At 65.3% G+C, this 26,293-nt stretch carries 27 protein-coding genes; 16 read left to right on the top strand and 11 right to left on the bottom strand.

Features of this window, described 5'->3' with window-relative positions; all coding sequences use genetic code 11:
• Window positions 1-6 precede the first annotated feature (6 nt).
• The 4 genes from pxpB (at window position 7) to LCM4577_RS16010 (ending at window position 3,962) form a co-directional block, all read left to right on the top strand.
• Entirely contained in the window at window positions 7-672 is a 666-nt protein-coding gene (gene pxpB / locus LCM4577_RS16025; protein WP_071072157.1) for a 5-oxoprolinase subunit PxpB, read from the top strand.
• The gene (locus tag LCM4577_RS16020; RefSeq protein WP_071072156.1) at window positions 669-1,649 is read left to right on the top strand and encodes a biotin-dependent carboxyltransferase family protein; all 981 of its coding nucleotides are present in this window, start codon (window positions 669-671) and stop codon (window positions 1,647-1,649) included. The genes pxpB and LCM4577_RS16020 overlap by 4 nt, the downstream gene beginning before the upstream one ends.
• Window positions 1,650-1,713: 64 nt before the next feature.
• Window positions 1,714-2,886, top strand: a complete 1,173-nt coding sequence (locus LCM4577_RS16015; protein ID WP_071072523.1) for an epoxide hydrolase family protein — start codon at window positions 1,714-1,716, stop codon at window positions 2,884-2,886.
• 41 nt (window positions 2,887-2,927) lie between these two features.
• Window positions 2,928-3,962, top strand: a complete 1,035-nt coding sequence (locus LCM4577_RS16010; RefSeq protein WP_071030569.1) for an Ldh family oxidoreductase — start codon at window positions 2,928-2,930, stop codon at window positions 3,960-3,962.
• Window positions 3,963-4,002: 40 nt separating this feature from the next.
• On the opposite strand, the gene LCM4577_RS16005 is transcribed toward LCM4577_RS16010, so the two are convergent.
• From LCM4577_RS16005 to LCM4577_RS15985, 5 genes are read right to left on the bottom strand one after another with little or no spacing between them, the layout of a single operon-like run.
• The gene (locus LCM4577_RS16005) at window positions 4,003-4,773 is read right to left on the bottom strand and encodes a LamB/YcsF family protein (protein WP_040983753.1); all 771 of its coding nucleotides are present in this window, start codon (window positions 4,771-4,773) and stop codon (window positions 4,003-4,005) included.
• Window positions 4,774-4,795: 22 nt separating this feature from the next.
• Entirely contained in the window at window positions 4,796-5,188 is a 393-nt protein-coding gene (locus LCM4577_RS16000) for a biotin attachment protein (protein WP_071030436.1), read from the bottom strand.
• A complete protein-coding gene (gene accC, locus LCM4577_RS15995) occupies window positions 5,185-6,552 on the bottom strand; it encodes an acetyl-CoA carboxylase biotin carboxylase subunit (protein WP_071072153.1) in 1,368 nt (455 codons plus the stop codon). The genes LCM4577_RS16000 and accC overlap by 4 nt, the downstream gene beginning before the upstream one ends.
• 5 nt (window positions 6,553-6,557) lie before the next feature.
• Window positions 6,558-7,007, bottom strand: coding sequence for a biotin/lipoyl-containing protein (locus tag LCM4577_RS15990; RefSeq protein ID WP_071072151.1), 450 nt, complete (start codon window positions 7,005-7,007; stop codon window positions 6,558-6,560).
• A 7-nt stretch (window positions 7,008-7,014) separates the two neighbouring features.
• Window positions 7,015-8,169 carry a pyridoxal phosphate-dependent aminotransferase gene (locus tag LCM4577_RS15985; protein ID WP_071072521.1) on the bottom strand — a complete coding sequence of 385 codons (1,155 nt, stop codon included), beginning with the start codon at window positions 8,167-8,169 and terminating at the stop codon, window positions 7,015-7,017.
• Between the two features lie 246 nt (window positions 8,170-8,415).
• On the opposite strand from LCM4577_RS15985, the gene LCM4577_RS15980 reads away from it, so the two are divergent.
• Window positions 8,416-9,594, top strand: a complete 1,179-nt coding sequence (locus tag LCM4577_RS15980) for an FAD-binding oxidoreductase (RefSeq protein WP_071072149.1) — start codon at window positions 8,416-8,418, stop codon at window positions 9,592-9,594.
• Window positions 9,595-9,714: 120 nt separating this feature from the next.
• Window positions 9,715-10,368 carry a GntR family transcriptional regulator gene (locus tag LCM4577_RS15975; protein ID WP_040983741.1) on the top strand — a complete coding sequence of 218 codons (654 nt, stop codon included), beginning with the start codon at window positions 9,715-9,717 and terminating at the stop codon, window positions 10,366-10,368.
• Window positions 10,369-10,462: 94 nt separating this feature from the next.
• Here LCM4577_RS15975 and LCM4577_RS15970 read toward each other — a convergent pair whose 3' ends face one another.
• The 5 genes from LCM4577_RS15970 to LCM4577_RS15950 are packed head-to-tail and all read right to left on the bottom strand — an operon-like array spanning window position 10,463 to window position 14,421.
• Window positions 10,463-10,912: a VOC family protein gene (locus LCM4577_RS15970; RefSeq protein ID WP_041005922.1), complete on the bottom strand. Its 450-nt coding sequence runs from the start codon at window positions 10,910-10,912 to the stop codon at window positions 10,463-10,465.
• A 19-nt stretch (window positions 10,913-10,931) separates the two neighbouring features.
• Window positions 10,932-11,711, bottom strand: a complete 780-nt coding sequence (locus LCM4577_RS15965; protein ID WP_071072147.1) for an SDR family NAD(P)-dependent oxidoreductase — start codon at window positions 11,709-11,711, stop codon at window positions 10,932-10,934.
• 54 nt (window positions 11,712-11,765) lie between these two features.
• A complete protein-coding gene (locus tag LCM4577_RS15960) occupies window positions 11,766-13,244 on the bottom strand; it encodes an aldehyde dehydrogenase (RefSeq protein ID WP_071072145.1) in 1,479 nt (492 codons plus the stop codon).
• 8 nt (window positions 13,245-13,252) lie between these two features.
• The gene (locus LCM4577_RS15955) at window positions 13,253-13,840 is read right to left on the bottom strand and encodes a thiamine pyrophosphate-dependent enzyme (RefSeq protein WP_071072519.1); all 588 of its coding nucleotides are present in this window, start codon (window positions 13,838-13,840) and stop codon (window positions 13,253-13,255) included.
• Between the two features lie 5 nt (window positions 13,841-13,845).
• Window positions 13,846-14,421 (bottom strand): thiamine pyrophosphate-binding protein, encoded by a 576-nt coding sequence (locus tag LCM4577_RS15950; protein WP_071072143.1) that lies wholly within the window; start codon window positions 14,419-14,421, stop codon window positions 13,846-13,848.
• A 101-nt stretch (window positions 14,422-14,522) separates the two neighbouring features.
• Here LCM4577_RS15950 and LCM4577_RS15945 point away from each other — a divergent pair, with 101 nt between their 5' ends.
• The 5 genes from LCM4577_RS15945 to LCM4577_RS15925 all read left to right on the top strand — a co-directional run bounded on the left by LCM4577_RS15945 (window position 14,523) and on the right by LCM4577_RS15925 (window position 19,443).
• Window positions 14,523-15,458, top strand: a complete 936-nt coding sequence (locus LCM4577_RS15945; RefSeq protein WP_071072141.1) for a LysR substrate-binding domain-containing protein — start codon at window positions 14,523-14,525, stop codon at window positions 15,456-15,458.
• A 103-nt stretch (window positions 15,459-15,561) separates the two neighbouring features.
• Window positions 15,562-16,710, top strand: a complete 1,149-nt coding sequence (locus LCM4577_RS15940; protein ID WP_071072139.1) for an acyl-CoA dehydrogenase family protein — start codon at window positions 15,562-15,564, stop codon at window positions 16,708-16,710.
• An 11-nt stretch (window positions 16,711-16,721) separates the two neighbouring features.
• A complete protein-coding gene (locus LCM4577_RS15935) occupies window positions 16,722-17,462 on the top strand; it encodes an NAD(P)H-dependent oxidoreductase (RefSeq protein ID WP_071030572.1) in 741 nt (246 codons plus the stop codon).
• The gene (locus LCM4577_RS15930) at window positions 17,455-18,588 is read left to right on the top strand and encodes a CaiB/BaiF CoA-transferase family protein (protein WP_071030455.1); all 1,134 of its coding nucleotides are present in this window, start codon (window positions 17,455-17,457) and stop codon (window positions 18,586-18,588) included. The genes LCM4577_RS15935 and LCM4577_RS15930 overlap by 8 nt, the downstream gene beginning before the upstream one ends.
• Window positions 18,589-18,603: 15 nt before the next feature.
• Window positions 18,604-19,443 carry a MaoC family dehydratase N-terminal domain-containing protein gene (locus LCM4577_RS15925; protein WP_071072137.1) on the top strand — a complete coding sequence of 280 codons (840 nt, stop codon included), beginning with the start codon at window positions 18,604-18,606 and terminating at the stop codon, window positions 19,441-19,443.
• Window positions 19,444-19,582: 139 nt separating this feature from the next.
• On the opposite strand, the gene LCM4577_RS15920 is transcribed toward LCM4577_RS15925, so the two are convergent.
• Window positions 19,583-21,187: an FAD-dependent oxidoreductase gene (locus LCM4577_RS15920; protein WP_071072135.1), complete on the bottom strand. Its 1,605-nt coding sequence runs from the start codon at window positions 21,185-21,187 to the stop codon at window positions 19,583-19,585.
• A 153-nt stretch (window positions 21,188-21,340) separates the two neighbouring features.
• On the opposite strand from LCM4577_RS15920, the gene LCM4577_RS15915 reads away from it, so the two are divergent.
• From LCM4577_RS15915 to LCM4577_RS15895, 5 genes are all read left to right on the top strand, one after another.
• A complete protein-coding gene (locus LCM4577_RS15915) occupies window positions 21,341-21,877 on the top strand; it encodes a cupin domain-containing protein (protein WP_071072133.1) in 537 nt (178 codons plus the stop codon).
• 9 nt (window positions 21,878-21,886) lie between these two features.
• A complete protein-coding gene (locus tag LCM4577_RS15910) occupies window positions 21,887-22,678 on the top strand; it encodes an aspartate dehydrogenase (protein ID WP_071072131.1) in 792 nt (263 codons plus the stop codon).
• On the top strand, window positions 22,678-23,484 hold the full coding sequence (locus LCM4577_RS15905) for an alpha/beta fold hydrolase (protein WP_071072129.1): 807 nt from the start codon (window positions 22,678-22,680) through the stop codon (window positions 23,482-23,484). The genes LCM4577_RS15910 and LCM4577_RS15905 overlap by 1 nt, the downstream gene beginning before the upstream one ends.
• The gene (locus tag LCM4577_RS15900) at window positions 23,481-25,220 is read left to right on the top strand and encodes a cobalamin-dependent protein (protein WP_071072127.1); all 1,740 of its coding nucleotides are present in this window, start codon (window positions 23,481-23,483) and stop codon (window positions 25,218-25,220) included. Before LCM4577_RS15905 ends, LCM4577_RS15900 begins: the two co-directional genes overlap by 4 nt.
• 100 nt (window positions 25,221-25,320) lie before the next feature.
• Window positions 25,321-26,292, top strand: a complete 972-nt coding sequence (locus LCM4577_RS15895) for a thiamine pyrophosphate-dependent dehydrogenase E1 component subunit alpha (protein WP_041006248.1) — start codon at window positions 25,321-25,323, stop codon at window positions 26,290-26,292.
• Window position 26,293: the final 1 nt, after the last annotated feature.

The raw sequence follows: 26,293 nt of genomic DNA, 5'->3' as shown, positions 1-26,293 counted from the left end.
CCGCTCATGACCATTGGGCCGGCGCCGCGCATCAGCCTTGCGGGATCAGGCGCGCTGCTTCTCGATGGCGCGCAGGCAAGCTTCGACGACGCCGTTCAAGAGTTGGTCTGGGCTGTTGCAGCAGCCGCACGAGGCCTCGACGGCGTGCGTGAGACGGTCCCCGGCATGAACAACCTGCTGGTGCTCTTCGACCCGCTCGTTACGGATRCATCGCGTGTCGGCGAGCAACTGCAATCGCTTTGGGCCGGCACCGATCCGAAAACAGCCACCGGCACCCTGCACCGGATTCCCGTGCATTACGGCGGCTCAAGCGGCGAAGACCTCGCTGGCTGGGCCGCGCATTGCGGGCTGTCGCTGGAAGAGACAGTCAATCGTCACGCGGCCGCGACCTATTCGGTCGCCGCTATCGGGGCCATGCCGGGCTTTCCTTACCTGTCCGGTCTCGACCCGCGGCTCACCTGGCCACGGCGCAAGAACCCCCGCCTGAAAGTGGCCGAAGGCGCCGTCATCATCGGCGGTGCGCAGGCGGGCATCATGCCGATGACCGCCCCGTCGGGATGGCACATCATTGGCCACACCGACGTGAGGCTCTTCGATATCGAGGCGCAATCGCCTGTGCTGCTGAGGCCGGGAGACAAGATCCAATTCGAGATTGCGGGCGTAGAGCAATGATCGAGATCCTGACCACCGGTCTTCCGAACACTGTCCAGGACCTCGGCCGTCCGGGCCATCTGTCGCTCGGGATCAGCCATGGCGGCGCGATGGACAGCCAGGCGCTGGCGATCGCCAATCTCATGCTGGGCAATGACCGATCGGCCGCGGGGCTCGAGATCGCGCTCCATCCCTTCCGGCTCAAGGCACATGTCGACACAGCGCTAGCCATTACGGGAGCCGACTGCCCGATCCGTATCGATGATCGGCGGTGTCCGCCCTGGTGGGCAACCGCCATCCGCGCGGGCGAGACGCTTCTTGTGGAAGCGCCGCGCGCAGGCGCGCGTTCCTACATCGCCTTCGCCGGCGGGCTCGACCTGCCATCCGTCATGGGATCGCGCGCGACGGATGCGAAAGCTGGTTTCGGCGGGTTGGCCGGGCGCGGCCTTGCGCGCGGCGACCGGCTTCGGCTCAACACCGCGATGTGCCCGCTTCCTCCAGCAGGGCTTGGCGTGGCGCTGGAAGAGCGGCAAATCACCGGGAACGCTATCGCCTCTGCAATCGAACTGAGGGTGCTTCCCGCTGCCGAGTTCCACAGCTTCACGGCGCAGGCGCATGCGGCCTTCACCGGAAGTGAATGGGAGATCACCAGCGAAGCCAATCGCATGGGCTATCGTTTGTCCGGAGAAACGCTCTCGCTTGCCTCGCCAAGGGAGCTGCTCTCGCATGGCATCGTCCCCGGTACCGTCCAGGTGCCGCCATCCGGCCAACCGATCATCCAGCTTGCCGACGCCAACACCTGCGGCGGCTACCCGAAAATCGCAACCGTGATCGAGGCCGATCTCTGGCGGCTCGCGCAAGCGCCGGTCGGCGCGCGCTTGCGTTTTTTGCCGGTCTCGATCGAAGCGGCGACCCAAGCACTGCGTACTGCCAGGCAGCAGCTTGACGCATTTGTCGCCGCGCGGAACATCAGCGCCGGTCGCCTCCGACCAGCATGACGGCCGGAACGACGACAAGAACCGCAACGATATCGACTGGCTCAACCCATATCGGCGAGCGAACATGTCAACGGATATCCGACCCTTCACGATCCAGATCGCACAGCCTGAAATCGACGACCTCAAGCGGCGCATTTCAGGCTGGCGAGAGCCGGACCAATTGCAGGAAATCGGCTGGGCTCAAGGGACGGAGCGGGAGGAACTGCGGCGATTCGTTGAGCGCTGGCGCACAGGCTTCGACTGGCGCGAACACGAAGCCGCCTGGAACGCCCTTCCGCACTACCAGACCGATATCGGTGGCCAGACCATTCATTTCATCCATGTCCGTGCCGCGGTCCCAACCGCCAGAACGGTCATTCTCACCCATGGCTGGCCGGGCAGCTTTTGCGAATTCATCAGGCTTTTGCCGCTTCTGTCCGATCCGCTTGCCAATGGCGGAGGACAGGAGGATGCATTCAACGTCGTGATCCCTTCGATCCCCGGATACGGCTTTTCGGGACGGCCGGCCAAGGCCGGCCTTAACCTGTTTGCCGTCGCCGACCTCTGGGCGGAACTGATGGACCGGCTGGGCTATGAGCGCTACCTGGCGCAGGGCGGTGACCTCGGCGCCAGCGTGTCGACCATCCTGGCGCATGCCTATCCCGGCAATCTCGCCGGCGTGCATCTGAATTTCATTCCCGGCTCCTATTCGCCATCGCATGATCCAGGCCCCGGCGGCGATCTCACCACGGAAGAACGCGCCTTCCTGGGAGAGAAAGCCCGGTGGGCGGACCTCCACGGCGCCTACAGCCACATTCAGGGAACACGCCCCCAGACCCTTGCCTACGGGCTCACCGATTCGCCCGTCGGGCTGGCGGCATGGATGATCGAAAAGTTCCGCGACTGGAGCGACTGCGACGGCGATCTGGACAACGCCGCATTCTCCCGCGACGAAGTCCTCGCCAACATCTCGCTCTACTGGTTCACGCGAACCGTCGCCTCGTCCATGCGTCTCTATTGGGAGACCCGCGCGCGGCCGTTGACATTTCCGCCTGGCGCGCGGATCGAGGTTCCGCTCGCGGTAGCGCTGTTTCCGAAGGAATTGCCGATGCCGCCAAGAAGCTGGGTCGAACGGGTTTTTCGCAACGTGCGCCGGTGGACAACCATGCCATGCGGCGGGCATTTTGCAGCCTTCGAGCAACCCGGCCTGCTCGCGCAAGATCTGAGAACCTTCGCGAGCGAGCTGCAATTTTCCTGACCCGCAGGCGCATGCTCTGCGGGCAAATCGCGAAGGCCAGAATGAGCAGCACAACCGCCCTCACCATCGAAGCCCTGCATGAGCGCGTCGAGGCGATCTTCAGCAAGGCCGGGCTCAACCCGGCCCAGGCCGGCGCGATCACGCGCGCCATCGTCGCCGGGGAACGCGACGCCTGCAAATCGCACGGCATCTATCGCATCGAAGGCGCGCTGCGCACGGTCAAGGCCGGAAAGGCCGAGCCGAAGGCGGTGCCCGAATTGCTGCCGCCGGGCGCGCCGGCAATCGTGAAGGTGGACGCCAAAGGCGGCTTCGCCAATCCAGCCTTCGAGCTCGGCCTGCCCGTGCTGGTCGAGCGGGCGCGCGCGACCGGCATCGCGGCATTGGCGATCAACAACGCGGTTCATTTTTCAGCCCTCTGGGTCGAGGTCGAGGCGCTGGCCGACGCCGGTATGGCTGGCCTAGCCATGTGTCCAAGCTACGCGACCGTCGCACCGACGGGTGGTTCAAGACCCTTGCTTGGCACCAATCCCTTCGCCTTCGGCTGGCCGCGCCAGGAGCATCCGCCCTATGTCTTCGACTTTGCCACTTCAGTCGCGGCACGCGGCGAAATCGAGCTGCATCGTCGTGCCGGCAAACAATTGCCGGAAGGCTGGGCGATCGATTCGGACGGCAGGCCGACGACCGACCCCGCAGCAGCGCTCGGCGGCGCCATGCTCTCCTTCGGCGGGCACAAGGGCTCGGCCATCGGCACCATGATCGAGCTGCTCGCCGGCGCCATGCTCGGCGACCTGACGAGCCGCGAGGCCCTCGATCTGCTCGGCACCACGACGCTCTATCCGAAGCATGGCGAGCTGGTCATCGCCCTGTCGCCGGAAGCTTTCGCCGCCGGTCGCCCTGGAAGTCCTTTCTCCCGGGCAGAAGCGTTGTTCGAGGCGATCCTCGGCCAGGGCGCGCGCCTGCCTTCGCAGAGGCGGTTCCTCGCCCGCGAGAAGTCGAGACGGGACGGCATCAGCCTCACGCCCCAGGAGATGGAACAGCTCGACCGCTTCCTCGAACAGGGACTCGACGCCGTCTGAACGCCCGGCGCGGGCGCTGTGAGCCGTGAGCGGCCGGCCCTCAGGCGAACGCCTTGACCCTTACACCGCTCTGTTCCAGCCCGGCGCGCACGCGGGCGGCGATGGCGACCGCCGCCGGCGTGTCGCTGTGAACGCAGATCGAGTCGATCGGCGTCTTCAGCAATTGTCCGGAAATCGTCTCGATCGCGCCCTGCCTGACCATGCGCACGACCCGCTCCGCCGCCGCTGCGGCGTCGTGGATGACAGCGCCCTCCAGCTTGCGCGAGACCAGGAACCCCTCTTGCGTATAGGCGCGATCGGCGAAAATCTCCGACTTGACGGTCAGGCCTGCCTCGCGTGCGATCCTGTCCTGGAAGCCGAGCGCAATCGCCAGGCAGATCAGGCTGGGGTCGACGGCCTTGACGGCGCGTGTGACGGCTTCGGCGACGCCGCGATCGGTCTGGGTGAGGTTGCCCAGCGCGCCATGCGCCTTCACGTAGCGGATCGGGTGTCCGGCATAGGCGGAAAGCGCCTGCGCTGCGCCGATCTGGTATGCGACCAGCCTTTCGATCTCGTCCGCCGAATGCGGAATGGTGCGGCGTCCGAACCCCCACAGATCGGCGAAGCTTGGATGCGCGCCGACGGCGACGCCCTTGGCCCGCGCCATGGAAAAGGTCGCCGCCATGATCTCCGGGTCGCCGGCGTGGAAACCGCAGGCGACATTGGCCGAGCTCACGATATCGAGGATCGCCGCGTCGTCGCCCAGCCTGTAGGCGCCGAAGCCTTCGCCCATGTCCGAATTGATATCGACTTCAAGCCCGCTGCCCGTCATGGCGACTTCCCCAGAATTCATGTCACAGCAACTCGTAGAGCGGTGTGCCGTAGCCGACGACCGCGCCATCCTCGGCCAAGGCAACCCCCAGCTCGCCGTCTGCCGGCGCAACCACGCCCTTGAGGCATGAGCCGATCTGCAGGACGCCGACAGTCTCGCCCTTCCGGACCCGCTGCCCGCGTTCGACGACCGGATGGCCGGTCGTCGGATGAACGAGACGGAACACGCCGACGCCGGGCGCGCGAACCGTCTTCAGAACCTCGGCCCGCGGTGCTTCGCTCGCCGCCGCGCGCGGCGCAGGACCGACCGGCTGGATACGCAGGCAAAGCGAAAAGCCGGCCTCCGCCAGCTCGATCTCGCCGACACCCGCGGCCGCGCACCATGCGGCAAGCCTCTCGATCTCCTCGGCCGTCATCGCTGTGCTCGTCCGTCGAGCAGGCCGCCTTCAATCAGGCGTTCCAGGTGGTGGATGTCGAAACCTCCGGCCGCGAAACCTGGCTCCTCCATCAACACGCCGTGCAGCGGCGCGTTGGTGGCGATGCCGACCGCCTCCATCTCGGCCAGCGCGCCCTTCATCCTGCGGATCGCATCGGCCCGGGTGGCGCCGTGCGCGAGCAGCTTGGCGACCAGGGAATCGTAGTGCGGCGGCACGGTGTAGCCGGAGTAGAGATGCGACTCGACGCGGATCCCCGGGCCGCCTGGCGGCGTCCAGCGCTCGACCCGTCCCGGATGCGGCCGAAAGCTGTAGGGGTCCTCGGCGTTGATGCGGCATTCGACGGCGTGGCCCTCGATGCGTATGTCTTCCTGCTTGAAGGACAGAGGCTTGCCCTGGGCGATCCGGATCTGCTCGCGAACGATGTCGATGCCGGTGATGAGCTCGGTGACCGGATGCTCCACCTGCACGCGGGTATTCATCTCGATGAAATAAAAACGCCCGTCCTCATAGAGGAACTCGAACGTACCCGCCCCCGTGTAGCCGATCTCGACACAGGCGCGGGCGCAAAGATCGCCGATCCCGGCGATCGCCGCGCGAGCGATGCCGGGCGCCGGCGCTTCCTCGATGATCTTCTGGTGGCGACGCTGCATGGAGCAGTCCCGCTCACCGAGCCAGACAGCCGCGCCATGCCGGTCGGCCAGGATCTGGATCTCGACATGGCGCGGATGCTCGAGGAATTTTTCCAGATAGACTTGCGGGTTGCCGAAGGCTCGTCCGGCCTCCTCTCGTGCCAATGCCACGGCTTCCATCAACGCGCGTTCCTCGCGCACGATGCGCATGCCGCGCCCGCCGCCGCCGCCGGCCGCCTTGACGATGACCGGATAACCGACGGCTTGGGCGATGGCCCGCACCGCTTGCTCGTCCTGCGGCAGCGCGCCTTCCGAACCCGGAACGCAGGGCACGCCGGCAGCCATCATTGCCCGCTTGGCCGCAACCTTGTCGCCCATGGTGCGGATCGCCGCCGCGGACGGCCCGATGAAGACAAGGCCGGCATCCTCCACCGCCTCGGCGAAGGCGGCGTTCTCCGACAGGAAGCCGTAGCCGGGATGGATCGCGCCTGCGCCGGTGAGCTGCGCCGCGGTGATGATCTCGGCGACGTTGAGATAGCTGTCGGCCGAGGCCGCCGGCCCGATGCAGATCGCCTTGTCCGCCAGCCCGACATGGCGAAGGCTCGCGTCGGCTTCCGAATAGGCCGCCACCGTCTGAAGGCCGAGATCGCGGCAGGCGCGCAGAATGCGCAGCGCGATCTCACCGCGATTGGCGATAAGGACGGTATCGAACATGGCGCTCAATCCGCCTCGTCCAGGACGAACAGCACGTCGCCGGACTGCACCGCGGCATGGTCCTCGAACGCGACCTCGACAATCCTGCCGGCGCGATCGGCCTCCACGACGTTGAATGTCTTCATGGCTTCGAGGACGCCGATCTTCTGCCCCTCCTCGACCAGATCGCCTACCGAGACGAGCGGTGGCTCGCCCTCGCCGGCGGAGCGATAGAACACACCCGTCAGCGGCGCGCGGATCGAATGCCGCGGAATGGTCGCGACGGTGGGGCTTGAACCCGAAGCGGCGGACGCGTCGGAAGCCGAAACGGGCTGCGTAGGCGATTGGGTCTGGAATGCGGGCGACAACACCTGCCTGGCAATGCGGATGCGAATCCCGTCGCGCTCGATCTGCAGCTCGCCAATCGGTGAGCGCGAGACAAGGTCGATAAGTTCGCGGACGAGGTTCAGGTCCATCGCGGCTCTACCGCAGCGCTTCGGCCGCCTCGGCGATGCGGCCGATCGCCTTCTCGATCAGGTCCATCGACGTGGCTATGGAGATGCGGAAATGCGGCGACAGGCCGTAGGCCGAGCCCTGCACCACCGCCACCCGCGCGTGATCGAGCAGGTAGAGCGAAAGATCGTCGTCGCTGCCGACAACGGAACCGTCCGGACGCCGGCGGCCGATCAGGGCCGAGCAGTCGGGATAGAGGTAAAAGGCTCCTTCAGGCGTCCGGCAGGAAAGGCCGGGGATTGCCCGCAGCAGCTCCAATGCGCGATCGCGCCGGACCTGGAACTCGAGCGCGCGCGGCGCCAAGAAATCCTGCGGGCCGTCCAGCGCGGCTATGGTCGCGGCCTGCGAGATGGACGACGCGTTCGACGTGCTCTGGCTCTGCACCGTCGCCATGGCGCGGATCAGCGGTTCCGGCCCGCCGGCATAGCCGATCCGCCAGCCTGTCATGGCATAGGCTTTCGAGACGCCGTTGACCGTCAGCGTACGCTCCTTCAACCGCGGCTCGACACTGGCGATCGTGTGGAAGGCGCGCCCATCGAACAGGATGTGCTCGTAGATGTCATCGGTCAGCACATGGACATGCGGATGGTCGAGCAGCACTGCCGCCAAGGCGGCAAGTTCGTCACGGCCATAGACTGCGCCCGTCGGGTTGGACGGGGTGTTCATGAGCAGCCATTTCGTGCGCCCGGTGATGGCGGCCCGTAAGGCAGACGGCGTGAGCTTGAAGCCAAGCTCCTCGCCGCAGGGAACAACCACGGGCTTGCCTTCCCCCAGAAGCACGATGTCGGTGTAGGAAACCCAATAGGGCGCGGGAACGATCACCTCGTCGCCCGGCGCCAGCGTTGCCAGCAGGGCGTTGTAGATGATCTGCTTTGCACCGCCGGCGACAGTGATTTCCGGCAGCCTGTAGTCGAGGCCGTTCTCGCGCCTGAACTTGTCGGCCACCGCTTTCTTCAGCGCCACCGTGCCGTCCACCGCCGTATAGCGGGTCTCTCCCCGGCGCATCGCCGCATAGGCCGCCTCGACGACATGCGCCGGCGTCGGGAAATCCGGCTCGCCGGCGCTCAGGCTGATGACGTCGATGCCGGCCGCGCGCATCTCGATCGCGCGGGCCGTGACCGCCATGCTCGGACTTGGCTTGATGACGTCGAGACGGGGCGCGATGAAACCCACTGAACACTCCTGGGACGGCTGCGCGGCCCGGCCGGCGCGGATGCGTAAAATTGGATAATGTATTCTGATTTTCGCGTCAAACCCCTTTTTCTCGTCATTAGCCTAGGTTATGAGTGTCCTTGAAGGGCTTGGCAGCGGGCAAAAGTATCCAATCTTTGCCGCAACCAAGACATTTGAGACAAGGGGAACGCGACCGGAATGAGCGCAAACTACGATGTGGTGATCGTCGGCGGAGGCGTCGTCGGCAGCTCGATTGCCTATTTCCTCTCCGCCAATCCGGATTTCGATGGTAGCATCGCCGTTATCGAGCGGGACCCCTACTACACCGCCTCTTCCTCTTCGCTGTCGACCAGCGCCATACGCCAGCAGTTCGGCACCCCGCCGAACATCGCCATGTCGAAATTCAGCCTCGACTTTCTGCGCGAGGTAGGCACCCGGCTTGCGGTCGGGGCTGAGCCCGCGGACATCGGACTGCACGAACCTGGCTATCTTGTGCTGGCGACGCCGGAGCGGGCCGAGGCGCAGCGCGCCAAGAACCGCGTTCAGCGCGACATGGGTGTCGATATCGAGCTGGTCGAGCAGGCCGATCTGGCGCGACGCTTCCCTTGGCTCAACACGCAGGACCTGGCGCTCGGCTCATTCGGCCGCGGCTGCGAAGGCTGGTTCGACGGACCTGGCCTGATGCAGGCTTTCCGCCGCAAGGCGCGCGCCCAGAAGGTCGACTATCGTGCCGCGACCGTGACCGGACTGACCATGGCTAACCGAAAGAGGGTCGGCGAAGTGGTACTGGACAATGGCGAACGTATTTCCGCCGGCATGGTGATCAACGCGGCCGGTCCGTGGAGCGCGGGCATTGCGCGGATGGCCGGCACGCATCTCCCAGTCGTGCCCAGCAAGCGATGCGTCTTCGTCTTCGAAAGCCCGGCGCGGATCGACAATTGTCCTTTCGTCTTCGATACAAGCGGCTTCTGGCTGCGGCCGGAGGGGCAACTCTTCCTCTGCGGCATTCCACCGGTGCGCGAGAACGATCCGGACGATTTTGGCCTCGATGTGGACTACGACCTGTTCGACGAGCTGATCTGGCCTGCCCTGGCGCACCGCGTGCCCGGCTTCGAACAATTGCGCATGCTGCGTGCCTGGGCAGGCCTCTACGAGTACAACACCTTCGACCACAGCGGCATCATCGGGCCCCATCCGGAAATCTCGAACTTCGTGCTGGCCACCGGGTTCAGCGGTCACGGCATGATRCACGCCGCGGCGACCGGTTCCGGCGTGAGCGACCTCATTGCCTATGGCGAATACCGTTCCATCGATCTCTCGGCCTTCCGCTACGAGCGTATCGCCAACAACCAGCCGATCGAGGAACATGTCTACTGAAGCGGAAGCAAGGCATTGGCGTCGGAGTGACAACAACCTGTGAGCGGTGCTATGCGTCCGTTTCTTCAATCAAAATGGCGCCGTACGCTAAATAAAGGCGCCGTCGCCCTAGGCTGATCCATGCTCGTACAGAAGAAAACCATATCGGCCCAGGTCGCCGACGCCATCAGGCAGAAGATCCTGATCGGTGAATACGAGGCGAATGCCCAGCTGCGGCAGGAGCATCTGGCGACCGAGTTCGGCGTCAGCCGGATACCCGTGCGCGAGGCGCTGCATCAGCTTCATTCGGAAGGCTTCGTCACGCTCGTCTCCCACAAGGGCGCCGTGGTTTCCTCGATCTCGCTCGACGAAATCCTCGAGCTTTATGAATTGCGCGCCCGGATCGAGACCTGGCTGCTTGCCCTTGCCATCCCGAGGATGACCGACGACGACCTCGCACTTGCCAAGGAACGAGCCAGGCAGCATCAGGAACAAGGCGCGACCGGCGAATACTCCAACCAGCTGAACTGGAACTTCCATGCCGCCCTCTACGCCCCGTCCGGCCGCAAGGCGACGATCGAGCTGGTGGGACGCATCTACCAGCAATTGGAACGCTACACCCGCATGATGGTCTCGCTCACCGAAATTCAGGTGAAGTCCGATCGAGACCACTGGCAGCTTATCGAGCTGTGCGAGGCGAAGGATACGCTGCGCGCCGTCAGCCTGCTGGAAATGCACATCATCACCAGCGGCAAATTCCTGGTCGACAGGCTTCAGGAATTGCGCGGCGACTGACGCAATTCCAGCGGTTTTCCGTCCAGAATTGCGCCGAAGCAAAAGATTGAGCGGCCGCATCAGCGTGTCGCGCCATTTCACGTCCTCAGTGAGATCATTTGCCCGGTAAATTCGTCGCCCGGGTCAAAAGGATCACGCCCGCCTTGTCGGCCGTGTCGTAATAGGTGAAGCCGGTGCGATTTTCCCGGCGCCCGCGCATCAGCACGGAGAGGCCGTCGCGCTCGGCCTCCGCTTCGGCTGCATCCGCGTCGCGGACTTCAAAGCCGATGTGGAAGACACCCTCGCCTTTCGTGTCCAGGTGGATGCGCTGCGGCGTAGGATCGTGGCTCGGTTGGCAGAGCTGCAACTGAACGTTCGGCAAATTGCAGATCCGATATTGCATCGCCATGAAGCCTTTAGGGCTCGGGACCTGCAGCTCCTCATATTCGGCCAGCGGCGGGTAGGCTTCCCACGGGCCGATACCGATGGAGTCGTAATAGGCCTGCGCCTTATCGATATCATGCACGACGATGCAGATGTGATGCAGCTTGTCGAAATTACCCATTACCTCGTTTCCCAATTCCCTACTCCTTGACCGGGACGGTGTAGTTGAGCACGCGGCGCCCGCCATCCGGGTAGATGGTCTCGCCGGTGATGTAGGACGCATCGTCGCTGGCGAGAAACGCCACGACCGAGGCGATCTCCGCCGCGGTGCCCAGCCGCCCGAGCGGCGTACGCGAAAGGATCGCGCGGCGCATTTCCTCGGAATCGATGAAGGTACCATCCATCACCATCTCCGTGGCGATCGTGCCCGGACCGACACCGACCACGCGGATGCCATAGGGCGCGAAGGCGACGGCGGCGGTGCCGGTCACCTGATTCATCCCGCCCTTCGAGATCGCATAGGTCGCGACCCGGGGATTGGCGAGCCCGGAATTGATCGAGGACATGTTTATGATCACGCCGCCCTGCCCTTGCGCGATCATCTGGCGTGCGGCCGCCTGCGTGCCCATGAACGCACCCTTCAAATTGACGGCGAGGACCCGGTCGTAATCGGCCTCGCTGATGTCGAGAAAGTCCTGGACCGGAGCGATGCCGGCATTGTTGACCATGACGTCGACACGGCCGAACCTCGTGACCGCCGCCGCGACCAGCGCGTCGACCTGCTCCTTCCTGCTGACATCCGTGACCACCGCTGCGACGCTCGCCGGGGAGCCGATTTCGGCAGCGCATTTCTCGAGCTCTTGAGCGTCGATATCGCCGAGCACGACCTTCGCGCCTTCAGCCAGGAAGCGCTCGGCGCATGCGCGCCCGATGCCGCGTGCCGCTCCGGTGACGATCGCTACCTTGCCTGCTTGTCTCATATGCGGTTCCCTCGTCATTCTGAACGGGCCATTGCCTTCGGACCCTTGTCTATCTTAGCGGATCACGAAGGGATTGGCGGTCTTGCCTGCCATATCTATCCACACCGTCTTGGTCTGCAGATAGGCGCCGATCGCCTCCTGCCCGCTCTCGCGGCCGATACCGCTTCTCTTGTAGCCGCCGAAGGGCGCCATATAGGAGACCGCGCGGTATGAATTGATCCAGACCATGCCCGCCTCCATCGCCGCCGCGCCGCGCAGCGCCCTGCCCATGTCGCTCGTCCACAGTCCCGCCGCCAGCCCGTAGGGGCTGTCATTGGCAATGGCGAAGGCCTCTTCCTCGTCATCGAAAGGAATGACCGACAGGATCGGCCCGAACACTTCTTCACGCGCGATGCGCATCGCGTTGTTCACGCCGGTAAAGATGGTGGGCTCGACGAACCACCCCTCCGCCAGCTTGTCCGACGCAGGCTTGCCGCCGCCCAGCACGCACAAGGCGCCCTCGCGCTTGGCGATTCCGAGGTAGGAGAGCACCTTCTCACGCTGGGACTGCGTGGTGATGGGTCCGACCTGCGTTTCCGGCAGCGCCGGGTTGCCCATTCGGGCGCTGGCGGCAAGCTTGATCACCTCGGCCACGAACCGGTCATGTATCTTGCGCTGGACGAGCAGCCGCGAGCCGGCGATGCAGGTCTGGCCGCTGGCCGCGAAAATGCCGGAGATCGCGCCGTTGACGGCGCTTTCCAGATTGGCGTCGTCGAAGACGATGTTGGCCGACTTGCCGCCGAGCTCGAGCGTGACCGTCTTCAACCCCTCGGCGGCCGCGCGGTAGACGGCAAGCCCGCCCGGCTCGCCGCCCGTGAAGGCGATTTTGGCGACGTCGGGATGGGAGACGAGCGGCACGCCGACATCCTGCGGCATGCCGGTGACGGTGTTGACGACGCCCGGCGGAAAGCCCGCTTGCGCGAACAGCTTGACGAATTCCAGCGTCGAGGCCGAGGCGTGTTCCGACGGCTTGATGACGACGGTGTTGCCGGCCGCCAGCAGCGGCGCAAGCTTCCAGGTGAGCAGCAGCAGCGGCGAGTTCCAGGGCACGATCGCGGCGATGACGCCGAGCGGCTCGTGGCGGGTGAAGGCGAACATGCCGGCCTTGTCGATCGGCAGCACCGCTCCTTCGATCTTGTCGGCGAGGCCGCCGAAATAGCGGTACCATTCGGGGATGTAACGCAGCTGCGCCGTCATCTCGGTGATCAGCTTGCCGTTGTCGCGCGTCTCGATCGCGGCGATGCGCTCGGCATTCTCGGCAATCAGTTCGGCGAGCCGCACCAGGAGCTTGCCGCGCGCGGTCGGCGTGATGCCTGCCCAGTCCTTCGAGCGGAAAGCCGCCTTGGCGGACGCCACGGCCGCGTCCACTTCGGCCTTGCCGCCGCGCGGAATCAACGCCCACGGCTTGCCGGTGAAGGGGTCATAGCTCTCGAACGTGTCGGCGCTCGATTGCAGCCGACCACCGACCGTGTTCTGGAAGCTGACCAGCGGCATGTCGGCCCTCAACAGGTGGCAAAGCCCAGATGGGCGCGAAAGCGGTTCTTGACCGCTACGGCATCGCGCGGCGGCAGAGAGCGCGGCAGGTTCTCTGCCGTGATCTTCAGCACGAACAAGCGAGGCCCTTCCGCAGGACGGCGCAGCTTTTCGCACAGCGCGTCGACCTCCTCCAACGAGCGCAGTTCGGCGACCGCCGCGAAACCGCAGGCGGCGGCGACCTTGTCGAAGCGGATGCCGCGGCCGGTATGGCTGGACTGCATGCCGGTCTCGCCGAAATGCTGGTTGTCCAGAATGATCAGGTCGAGATTTTTCGGCCGCGCCACCGAGATCGTCGCCAGCGATCCGAAGGCCATGAGTTGCTCGCCGTCGCCGGTGATGACCATCACCCGCCTCTGCGGCTGCGCCTGTGCAAGCCCGAGGCCGACCAATGCCGCGCCGCCCATTGCGCCCCAAAGATAGTAATTGTCGTCCCTGTCGCCGGCGGCATGCACGTCATAGCTCGGCGATCCGAGCCCGGTCACCACCAGGGCGTCATCGCGCGTGTCGAGCAGCTTCTTCACCGCCGCGCGGCGATCCATCGTCGGCAATGCCATGTCGTTCACCACTTCTTCTTGCCAAGCAGGCGCTGCCCGATGAGCACGGCGATCTGCTGGTCGGCGTCGAAGGCCATCGCGGCCGCCTGCGCCACGGTGTCCACCAGGTCGGGGCCGGTCTCTGCCCGCAGCACGCTGAGGCCGATCGCTTTCAGTGAAGCTTCGGTCGCCTGTCCCATCGGCACCTGCCATGGATTGAACTCGGCCCACTCGCCGCGCATCGTCACCAGGACGAGTAAGGGAAGGCGCGCCTGCACCGGTAGCGACAGCATGTTGATGCAATTGCCGACGCCGGAGGATTRCATCAGCACGACGCTGCGCTTGCCGCCGAGCCAGGAGCCGGCAGCAATGGCTATGCCCTCCTCCTCGGTTGTCAGCACATTGGTGACGACTTCGGGATCGGCGCCGAAGCGGCGGATCAACGTGGTATGGCCAGCGTCCGGCACATAGGACATCTGGCTGATGCCGGCGGCCTTCAGCACGTCATAGACCTGATCCGGCCACTGCGTTTCAGATGCCGCCGGAAGAGCCGCAGAGGCAGCCGCTTCCGGGTGTTTCGCATGTAGGCTGCTCGCCGTCACCTTGGACCCCCGAGGATTGGATTTGGCATAAGACTACGTCAACCATCCGATACAATCTTCGTCCCTTTCTTGTGATCAGATATAATGATATTCGATAGCTTATGGAGCTGTCACAGCTGCGCACCCTGATCCACGTCGCCGAGCTCGGCAGCCTCAGCAAGGCCGCAGACCGGCTGCATATCGCGCAGCCGGCGCTGAGCCGCCAGGTGCGCATGCTGGAGGAGGAACTGGGCTTTGCCCTGTTCCTGCGTCATGGGCGCGGCATGGTGCTGTCCGAACAGGGCAAGCAAGTGCTGGCCCACGCCGTGCGGGTGCTGGCCGAGATCGACGAGATCCGCGCGACCGCCACGCCCGCCGATGCGCCGCTGACGGGCGAGATCGCCATCGGCTTGCCGCCCACGGTGGCCGACATCATCTCGCTGCCGCTGGCGGCGGCTTTCGGCAAGGCCCATCCCAAGGCGAAGCTCAGGCTTGTCAGCGCCTATACCGGCTATTTGCTCGACTGGCTGCATCGGGGCGAAATAGACGTCGCGGTGCTCTACGATCCGCGCATGGCGAGATCGCTTCGCACCCGCCCGCTGCTCCTGGAGAACCTGTTCCTGATCGGCCCCCCCGATGCCGGCTTCTCGACCGTGCGCGCCGTGCCGTTCGCCTCGCTCGCCGGCAAAAGGCTGTTGCTGCCCAGCGTCAAGCACGGGCTGCGCATCATCGTCGAACGCTGCGCCGCGGAGACCGGCATCACGCTCGATGTCGGCATCGAGGCGGATACCTATTCGGTGCTGAAGGACCTCGTGCGCAATGGCCATGGCTGGACGATCCTGCCGCTCGCGCCCATCCATGCCGATGTCGCCGCCGGCCTGCTCACCGCCGCGCCGCTGATCGATCCCGTGCCCGTGCGTCGCCTCATCCTTGCCTATCCGGCCGACCGGCCGGCCTCGCGGCTGGCGCGCTTTGCCGGCCAGGCGATCGAGGATACCGCCCGCGATCTTGTCGAGCGGGCCGTATGGGTCGGCCAGCTTCTCGGTTCGGCGCCGTAAGGGTTTCAATTTCGGCATAGCTGATCACACCTGCCTTGCGTTGCTGTCGAGATGTGCCGGCGTGATACTGGCCGCCGGAGCGAGACGAAAGGCCCGGCAATCCATGGAACACTATCAGGATATTCGCGAAGCCGTCGCCAAACTCTGCGCCCGTTTTCCCGGCGAGTATTGGCGCGCCCTCGATAGGGATATGGCCTACCCTCGCGAATTCGTCGAAGCCCTGACGGAAGCCGGCTGGCTCTCGATCCTTATCCCCGAGGAGTATGGCGGCTCCGGCCTGCCGCTTTCGGCCGCTGCCGCGGTGCTGGAGGAGATCCAGCGCGCCGGCTGCAACGGCGGCGCCTGCCATGCGCAGATGTACACGATGGGCACGTTGCTTCGCCACGGCTCGGCAGCGCAGAAGCAGCGCTATCTGCCGAAGATCGCCACCGGCGAGTTGCGCCTGCAGGCTTTCGGCGTCACCGAGCCGACCAGCGGCACCGACACCGGCGCGCTGAAGACCACCGCCCGGCTCGACAGCGACCATTTCGTGGTCAAAGGCCAGAAGATCTGGACCAGCCGCGCCGAGCATTCGGACCTGATGCTGCTTCTGGCGCGCACCACGCCGCTGGCGGACGGCATGAAGAAGACCGACGGCCTTTCCGTCATCATCGTCGAGATGCGCGAGGCCATCGGCAACGGCCTCACCATCCGGCCTATTCGCACCATGATGAACCATGCCACCACGGAGATATTCTTCGATGATTTGCGCGTGCCCGCCGAAAACCTGATCGGCGAGGAGGGAAAAGGCTTCCGCTACATCCTCTCCGGCATGAATGCCGAGCGGATCCTGATCGCTTCCGAATGCGTCGGCGATGCCAAATGGTTCATCGACAAGGCAAGCGCTTACGCCAGGGAGCGCCATGTGTTCGGTCGGGCGATCGGCCAGAACCAGGGAATCCAGTTTCCGATCGCCAGGGCCTACGCCAACATGCGCGCGGCCGAGCTGATGGTGCGCGAGGCGCTCGCCCTTTACGAAGCCGGCAAGAACCCCGGCGCCGAGGCGAACATGGCCAAGATGCTGGCGGCTGATGCCTCGAACGAGGCCGCCAACGCCTGCATCCAGACGCATGGCGGCTTCGGCTTCGCCGAGGAATATGACGTCGAGCGCAAGTTCCGCGAGACGCGCCTCTACCAGGTCGCGCCGATTTCCACCAACCTCATCCTGTCGTTCCTGGCCGAGCACGTGCTCGGCCTGCCGCGTTCTTATTAGGAGTGGTCGTTGTGAACGTCCTCATCGTCTACGCGCATCCGGAACCGAAGTCCTTCAACGGCGCCATGAAGGACCTCGCCTTCGAGACCCTGACGCGGGTCGGCCACAGCGTGGTGGTCAGCGACCTTTATGCGATCGGCTTCAATCCGGTCGCCGGGCAAGGCGACATGACTGGCGAGCGCAACGATCCGGATTTCTTCAGCCTGCAGCGAGAGCAGACCGCCGCCTATGAGACGGGTCGGCTGGCGGCCAACATCAATGCCGAGATCGAGAAGCTGAAACGGGCGGACTTCGTGATCTTGCAGTTTCCCGTCTGGTGGTTCGGAATGCCGGCGATGCTCAAGGGTTGGGCCGACCGGGTCTTCGCGCGCGGCTTTGCCTATCTGCCGGGCCGCAAATACGACACCGGCATGTTCAAGGGAAAGCTCGCCATGGTGGCCGCCACCACGGGCACCTCGGCCGACACCTATGCGCCCGACGGCATCGACGGCGACATCCTCACGGTGTTGTGGCCGATCCATAACGGCCTGCTGCGCTATGCGGGCTTCGATGTGTTGCCGCCCTTCGTCGCCTACATGCCCGGCCGCGTCGGCGACGACGGCCGCAAGGCCTATCTGGAGACCTATCGCAAAAGGCTCGAGGACATCGACGACACGCCGCGCCTGTTCTTCCACCCAGCTGAAGATTACGGCAAGAACGAGAGGCTGAAGCCAGGCGTGCTCGCCCGTTCTGGGGTGCAGCGCAATGTCTGACGCCGCCCGCCCGCTGGAGGGCCTGTTCGTCGTTTCGATCGAGCAGGCGGTCGCTGCTCCCTTGTGCACGGTCCGCCTCGCCGATGCAGGTGCTCGCGTCGTGAAGATCGAACGCCCCGAAGGTGAGACCGCGCGCCACTACGATTCCACCGTCGAAGGCATGTCGGCCTATTTTGTCTGGCTGAACCGCGGCAAGCAGAGCGTGGCGCTCGACCTCAAGGCCGAGAAAGACCTCGCTCTGCTGCATCGGATGGTCGCCCAGGCGGATGTCCTCGTGCAGAACCTTGCACCGGGCGCGATCGACAGGTTAGGCCTTTCCGCCACCGTGATTGGCGAGAAATTTCCCCGGCTGATTGCCGTCAACATCGTCGGCTACGGGCAGGACACACCCTACGCATCAATGCGGGCCTACGACATGCTGGTGCAGGCGGAAAGCGGTATCTGCGCAGTGACCGGCACCGCCGATACGCCTTGCAAGATCGGCGTGTCGGCTGCCGACATCGCAACAGGAATGAACGCGCATGCGGCGATCCTCGAGGCGTTGCTGGCGCGCGGCAGGACCGGCCGAGGCCGGGCGATCGAAATAGCCATGTTTGACGGCATGGCCGACTGGATGGCGGTGCCGCTGCTGTACTACGAGCATACCGGCCGCGAGACGGGCCGTTACGGCTTGGCGCACGCCTCGATTTATCCCTACCGGCCCTATGCCTGCTGCGATGGCGCGGCCGTGGTCGTCTCCGTCCAGCAAAACAGCGAATGGAAGCGCTTTTGCTCGGCGGTCCTGCGGCGGCCGGATCTCGCCAATGACGAACGCTTCGCGACCAACGCCCAGCGCGTCGCCAACCGCGAAGCGCTCGATGCCGAAGTCGAGCCGATTTTCGCGGCGATCGATTCCAACGAAGCGATCGGGCGGCTCGATCAGGCCCAGAACGCCTGGGGACGGGTGAGCGAGGTGCGCGATCTTCCGCTGCACAAAGCGCTGCGCCGGATCGAGGTCGCGCTGCCCGGCGGCAAGAGGGTCACGGTCCCGAAACCCTCGGTGCGGTCCGCTGCGTTCGAGACGCCGCCGACCGTTCCGGGGCTCGGAGCCGATACCGATCGCATCCGCGCGGAATTCGAGACTTGAAGCGGAGTCGGAGCCTTGGGATCGGACAACATCGTATTGCAGGAATGGATCGGACGGTCGTGGGAGGCCGAGGACATCGTCACCCCGCGCGTCATCGCCAGCTTCGAAGCCACACTCGGAGCGCATGCGGCGCGGCTCGACGAGACTCCCCCCGGCCTGCACTGGTGCCTGACCCCCGACATCGCRGACGCGCGCGAACTGGGTCCAGACGGGCACCCGGCCAAAGGTGGATTCTTGCCGCCCGTGCCGCTTCCGCGCCGCATGTGGGCAGGCAGCGACGTGCGATTCCTGGCGCCGATCCGCCCCGGTGACGCGATCCGCCGCCGCTCGATGGTGCGCGCGATCGAGGAAAAACAGGGCCGTTCGGGCAGGCTCGCTTTTGTCACGGTGCGCCACGAGATCGCCAACGCCGCCGGTCCGGTGGTCGAAGAGGACCAGATCATCGTCTATCGCGAGCCGGAGACTGGCGCGCCACAGGCCCCGGCTCAGCCCGCCGGCCCCAGGTCGGCCACGTCGCACGAGCGGACAGTCGACGTCGATCCGGTGCTGCTTTTCCGTTATTCCGCGCTGACGTTCAACGGGCATCGCATCCACTACGATGCGCCTTACGCCACGGGCGTCGAGCACTATCCCGGGCTCGTCATCCACGCCCCGCTGCAAGCGACGCTGCTCATGAACTTCGCTGCTGTCGTCGCCGGACTCGCGCCGCGCCAATTCTCGTTTCGCGGAGTCCGCCCGGCGATCGGCCCGCAGACCCTGCTGCTCAGCGGAACGGCCCGCGGAAAAGGCGAGATGGAAATGGAAGTTCGCTCGTCGGACGGACAGGTGACGGTGAAGGCCACGGTGCGATGGTGAGCTTCGTCACGCCCGTCCCGCCGCTGTCTGCGCCGGATCACGGCCGGAGAAATTTGCTAGGCCGACAGCAGTGGCGCCGACACGGTGATCCTCGACCTCGAGGACGTTCGAGTGACGATGCGCATTCACCCCGGAGAACTCACCGGTTCTGGTGAAGGATGGTTTCGGCGGCGATGAAACCCCAGGTCAGATTGGGGCCAAGCGTCGTGCCGGCTCCAACCGCGCGGGTGCCGATCGGGTTGGCCATGGCAAGGCCGGCCGCGTACAGGCCGGGGATGATCGAACCGTCCGGCCTCAGCACCTGCGCCCGCTCGTTGGTGCGGGCGCCGCCCTTGGTGCCCAGGATCGAACGATTGAGCGTCATGCCGACATAGGGCGGCTTGTCGATCGGCTTCAGCCGATTTTCAGGGCCATGCGCCTTGTAATCCTCCCAGCCGTTCTCACCGCGGCGGAAATCCTCGTCGCGCCCCTTGGAGCAAAAGCCGTTCCATCGGGCGATCGTCGCTTCGAGAGCCGACGCCGGTAATCCCAGCTTTGCGGCGAGGCCGCCGATCGTGTCCGACTTCTTGATCCACTGGCGTTCGTAGGACGCATACCAGCGGAAGGGCAGAGACGTCCTCAGGAAGCGATGATCGCCGACGAGATAGCAGGGCAGGTTCACCGGGGCGCCGTCCGCTCCGCGCGCGTCGATCGCCTCACCGATGTTGAAATCGTTCTCGCTGACAAAGCGTCTGCCGTCGCGGTTGACGACGATCGAATGCGGCTCGGCCTGAAAGGTCATGGGCAGGCCATGCGGCTTGCCCTGGTAGAGCGTCGGCAGGCAGGGATAGACGTTCGCCTGGTCCATGCGGTCCAGCTCCGCCCCGACGGAAGCGGCAAGCTTCTGGCCGTCGCCCTCATTGGTGGGAGGGCTGCCGATACGATCGAGCGCGCCGGGAAAATGCCGCGCCCGCATCTCGGCATCCCATTCGAATCCTCCCGTCGCGATGATCACGCCGCGCCGAGCAAGAAGTTTCGTCCGCCGGCCCTCGCGCTCCACTTCGGCGCCGATCACGCGCGAGTCCGAATCCTGAAGCAGGCCCACGGCGCGCGTTTCCAACTGGAAGGCGACCCCCGCATCCAGGCAGCCCTTGATGAGCCCGGTCATGAGGGCCGTGCCCTGCCCGCCGGCATTCGTCAGCCGCCGCCAAAGCAGCTTCGGCCAGAGCCTGAGGCCGGCGCGGATAGGGTGGTGATAGAGGTCGAGATCGACGATTTCCTGGTAGCTGAAGCTGTGCGGCAGGGTGGAGCGGCGCAGGCGCGGCGCAAACTTGCCCAGGATGCGGCGGCTGAGCGGCCTCGGCGAGAGCATGCGGCCGAAAAGCTTGCCGCCGGGCGCCTCGGCGAAGGGATCCGGCTCGTTGACCAGGCGGAAGTCGAGAGGCGTGTTGCCAGAAAGGAAACGCAGCATATCGGGAGCCGCCCTGACGAAGGCGCTCCAGAGCGCATCTTCCTTCCGCGCCCAATCCCGCGGAGACACCGCGCGCAGATAGGTCAGCGCATCGTCCCGGCTGTCGGCGACGCCGGCAGCCGCTGCCAGATGGTTGGCGGGTATCCAGACCCCCGCGCCGGACATGGCCGAGGTGCCACCAAGCCATTCGCTCTTTTCGATAACCAGCACATTGAGGCCGCCCTTGGCCGCCCTCAATGCCGCCGAGCAGGCCGCCGAACCGGAACCGATAAGCAGAACATCGAATTCGCCCATTGGCGGTCCCCCAGACTGTCATCGCGGCGTCACTATAGGTGCGGGAAATTAAATCTGTCTACTATTGTGTCGACACTTTTTGCATTATACGCTCTGTTGGAGAGCGGCATGCGCCCGCACGATAATCTCAAGCGCTTTTCGAGAGGCAGAGCCATGGATGATACTCACCTTCCGCCAGCTCCATCCGGCATTCATATCTCCGGGCTCGAAACGCGTGAAAGCTACTGGCAGCCGGTGCCGGCGAACGGCCATATCGACGTGGCGCTGGCGCCTCATATCGTCGGCATGGAGCACCCGTTCGCGCTTGGCACACAATCGGTGGCGCCTGGCGGCTATGTGCGCGAGCACACGCATGAGCGTAATGAGGAGGCCGTCTATATCATCGAAGGCCACGGCCGCGCCGTCGTCGACGGCAAGGAGTATCCCCTCGGCCCCGACAGCGTGGTGTTCCTGCCGAAGAATGTCAGGCACATGTTCATCAACGATGGCGAAACGCAGCTTCGCTGGCTCTGGCTGATCGTGCCCAACGGGCTCGAAGACTTTTTTCGCCTCATCGGCAAGCCACGCAAGCCGGGCGACCGCGTGCCCTCCAACTTCCCACGCCCGGAAAACGTGCTGGAGATCGAGCGCAGGACCGTCTTCGGCGTCGATCTCACCGACAAGTTTGATCCCGTGGGCCGCGGCTCCTGAAGACACCGGATGACGACGCTCGGCCTCATCGGCTACGGCGCGATCGCGCGTGACATCGTCTCGGCCTTTCCACCGGACGCGGTCGATTGGCTGGTGTTGCTGCGCGAAGGCGCCAGTCCCGAACTGCCGGCGAATGTCAGTGCGGTCACCAGGGTCGAGCGACTGATCGAGGCAAAGCCGCGGGCTGTGGTCGAAGCAGCGGGCCAGGGGGCAGTGGCGACCTACATACCAGCCTTGCTGGAGGCCGGAATACCAACCGTCGTGGCATCGGTCGGCGCGCTTGCCGATGCCACGCTTCACGCCCGGATCACCGCCGCCGGCCGCAGCGGCGGCGCGCGCTTTATCCTGCCGGCGGGAGCGCTGGGCGGCCTCGATTATCTGCGTGCCATAGCGGCCCTTCCCGACGCGCGGGTGCGCTATACCTCGCGCAAGCCGCCGGCGGCCTGGGAAGCCGAGATCGCCGCGCTTGGTCTATCGGCCGAACGCGATGCCGTGACGCTCTTCGAGGGCACCCCCGCGGACGCGGCATCGGCCTATCCGAAGAACCTCAACGCGGCCTTCGCCGTGGCGCTGGCCGTAGGGGACGAAAAGGTCACCGTGCGGGTGATCGCCGACCCGAAGGCGATCGGCAACAGCCATGAAATCGAGGCCGAGAGCGCTGCGGGCACCGCCTTCTTCAACATGGTCAACGCGCCCTCGCCCGTCAATCCGAAGACTTCGGCACTGACCGCGCTGAGTCTCGTCGCCGCGCTGCGCGATCTGCTCGACATCGACCCGCCCGGGAAGGGAGGCCGCCGCTGATGGCCTTCTTCGTCGCCGCCGATGGCTGCCGCATCCACTACGAAACGTTCGGGGCGAAGGGGCCGCGCCTCGTCCTCATCCCGGGACTCGGCGGCGACGGACGATTCTGGTCCGGCGTCGTGCGCCTGCTTGAGGCCGACTATCGCCTCATAGTCATCGATCATCGCGGCGCGGGCCGCAGCGACCGCCCCGACGGCCCCTACTCCGTTCCACTCATCGCCGGCGATGTCGCGGGCCTGCTGGCGCAGACGGGCGGGCCGGCCCATATCGTCGGGCATTCCACCGGCGGCGCCATCGCCCAGAGACTTGCCCTCGACCATGCGGATCTCGGGCTGAGCTACACGATCAGCAGTTCCTGGGCGCGGGCCGATACACGCTTCCGCACCGTCTTCACCGCGCGTGCCGAACTGCTCGAGGCAGGCATGGCTGAGACCTACCAGCGCCTTACCCATGTGCTCTGCCACGAGGCTTCCTACCTAGCCATGCATGCAGCCGAACTCGAGGCGGCGGTCGCCACCGCCTCGCGGATCCTTGCCCCATTGAACGTCGCCGCGTCGCGCCTGCGCATGCTGCTCGATCACGATTGCCTCGATGACCTCGCGGGGATTGCCGTTCCGGTGCAGGTGATCGCCGCCACGGGCGACGTGCTGACTCCGCCTGAACTGACGCGAGCCATTGCCGCCGCGATACCGGGCGCCCGATACGCATCCGTCGACGGCGCGCATTTCCATCCCCTCGCCAGGCCGGGAGGCATTGCCGCCGTCATCCACCGTTTCATCACCGAAGCCGAACAGCAGACATCATGACCGCCGACATCGTCCCCGTCCTCACCGATCCGCGTCTCAAGCCAGGCCGGGACCTGCTCGCCGAGGGGCGAACCATGGCGCGCGACTGGCGGCTCGGAAGCTGCCGTTTCCTCATCGAAACGGGAATGCCGTCCGAAGCCGCGTGGAAACGCAAGGCGGTGGCGGAAAGTCGCGTCATGCAGCATGCCCACATCGGCTTCCGCAGCGTCGACCGCACCATCGCGGCGATCGGCGAAGTGCATGAGCAATGCCGCAAGGCAGGGGTTACGGTCGATCGTTTCGGCATCACGCTGGACTGGTCGATGGGTTATCCGCAGGCCATGCGCGCCAAGGCCGCGCGCGGCACAGGCATCGTGCTGACCGGTCCGGAGGATTTCGCGCGCATCACCAATGCTGCTTCCGCGGCCGCGCATTTCGGAGACTTCATGCTCGGCCTGCCGGGCGCCGTCGAAAACACGCGTGCCGCGATCGCGGCCGGAGCAACGGCCATCGGCAATCTTGGACAATATTTCACCTTCCGCCTGCCCTACTGGGACGACGATGTGGCGACAACCGAGGCGACCGTGACCGCGCTCGGGCTGATCGCGGCGCAGGACGCGGAGATCCTGGTCCATTCGAATCTCGACGACGGATTTGCCGGACTTTTCATCGACATGGCCTGCGCGCTCGGCATGGTGCTGGTGGAGAAGCATATCGTCGAGACGCTGATCGGCGCGCACCTTGCCCATTGCTACGGCCATCACTTCAGCGACCCGCTTTCGCGCACCGCCTTCCACGCGGCGCTCGTGCGGGTCACCGACACGCCGGGCACCATGATCTTCGGCAACACCGTCTCCTACCAGTCGACCCCCGCAGGCAATTACGCCAGCCTGGCCAGCTACCTGATGGCCGACATCCTCGCTATGGGGCGCTGGCCTTCGGGCCATGCGATCAATCCCGTGCCGGTGACGGAGAACCAGCGTATTCCCGACGTTGACGAGATCATCGACGCGCAGACATTCGCCCACAGGCTGACGCTGCACGCGTCTTTCTACGATCCGGTCTTCGATTGGGCCAAGACCGAGGCGATGGCCGACATGCTCGTCGAAGGCGGTCGACGCTTTGCCGATGCCGCTCTCGCCGGTCTCGCCGAACGAGGGGTCGATGTGGACGACCCTGCTGCGCTGATGCTGGCCATCCGCCGCATCGGTCCGAAACGCCTGGAAGCTCTTTTCGGCCCAGGTGCGACAGGTCCGCGCGGGCGTGTGYCGCTGATCCACGCCGAATGGGCGCGAGAGCTCAACCACAAGGCGGCAAGCTGGGCGGCGGCCCAGAAGCGGATGGAGGCGGCGAGAAATCTCACTATCTGCATCGGCACCACGGATGTTCACGAGCACGGCAAATATCTCGTCGAACAGGCGCTCGAAGGTCTCGGCATCGCCATCGTCGACGCTGGCGTCGCCGTCGACCCGGAAGCGCTCGTCGCCCGTGCCGCCGAAACCGGCGCGGACGCCATCGCGGTCAGCACCTACAACGGCGTCGCCCTACGCTATGCGCAGGCTGTGAAGGCCGCGATGGCGGTGCGCGGACTTTCCTTGCCCGTGCTGATCGGCGGACGACTGAACGAGGTGCCGAAGGATTCGAATTCAGGCCTGCCGGTCGACGTGACCAAGGATATCGCCGACCTCGGTTGCCTCCCTTGCGCCGACCTCGACGAGATGCTCTCCGCCCTTCGTTCCATCCCACCAGCCGCCTGAATCCTCCCCTTTTTCGAACTTGTTTCGCGCCGCTCTGCAGAAGCGCTTGCAAAGTGTCGACACTTTTGTATTTAATTCGGCGCACAACTGGGGATAGCCCGTGAAGAACACTCCGTCCGTCGAACAGCATTTGGAGATTTATCGTCGGATGCTGCTGGTGCGGCACCTCGAGGAGAGGCTGGGGGCGCTTCATAAGGAAGGGCGCACGCGTGGCCCTATCCATCGATGCGACGGCCAGGAGGCTGTGGGCGTCGCGGCCACGGCCGCCCTGGAAGCCGGCGACAAGGTTGCCACCACCCATCGCGGCCATGCCGTCTACATCGGCAAGGGCATGGCCATGCGCCCAGTCGTGGCCGAGATATTCGGCAGGGCAACGGGCGCCTGCGGCGGACGTGCCGGCCATATGCTGGTGGCCGATGCCGAAAAGGGCGTGATTGGCGGCAACGCGATCGTCGGAGCCGGTATCCCCGCGGCTGCCGGCATGGCGCTGTCGATGCAGATCCTCGGCACGGGCAATGTCGCCATGTGCGTCTTCGGCGACGGCGCCGCGCAGACGGGCATATGCCATGAGGCGATGAACATGGCCGGGCTCTGGAAGTTGCCGGTCGTGTTCGTGCTCGAGCACAACCAGTTCGGCCTGACCGTTCCTTCCGATGTCCAGTCGCCGGTCGCGGATCTATCGATCCGCGCCGCCGGCTACGCGATGCCGGCCAAGATCGTCGACGGCAACGACGCGGTCGCCGTTTATCGCGCCGTGTCGGCGATGGCAGAAAGAGCGAGACGTGGCGAAGGTCCCGGCATGGTCGAATGCAAGACCTACCGCGTCGAAGGTTTCTCGACTTCCGATATGGGCGGCTACCAAAGGCCCGACGATATCGCTGCCTGGAAAGCGCGCGACCCGCTGATCATCTCCCGCAAGGCTTTGCTGGGCGATGTCGGCGAGGCACGGCTCGCCGATATCGAGGCCGCGGCCAAGGCCGAGACGGATGAAGCGTTCGAGGTCGCCCTTTCTGACCCGATGCCGGAGTTCCTGGTGGACGAAGCCTGCAATCCCTACAGCGAGACGCACTGAC

Source organism: Mesorhizobium sp. LCM 4577 (assembly GCF_001854795.2).
In the GTDB taxonomy this organism is placed as follows: domain Bacteria; phylum Pseudomonadota; class Alphaproteobacteria; order Rhizobiales; family Rhizobiaceae; genus Mesorhizobium; species Mesorhizobium plurifarium.
The sequence above is the reverse complement of the archived record's forward strand: the minus strand, read 5'-3'. Positions and strand labels throughout refer to the sequence as shown.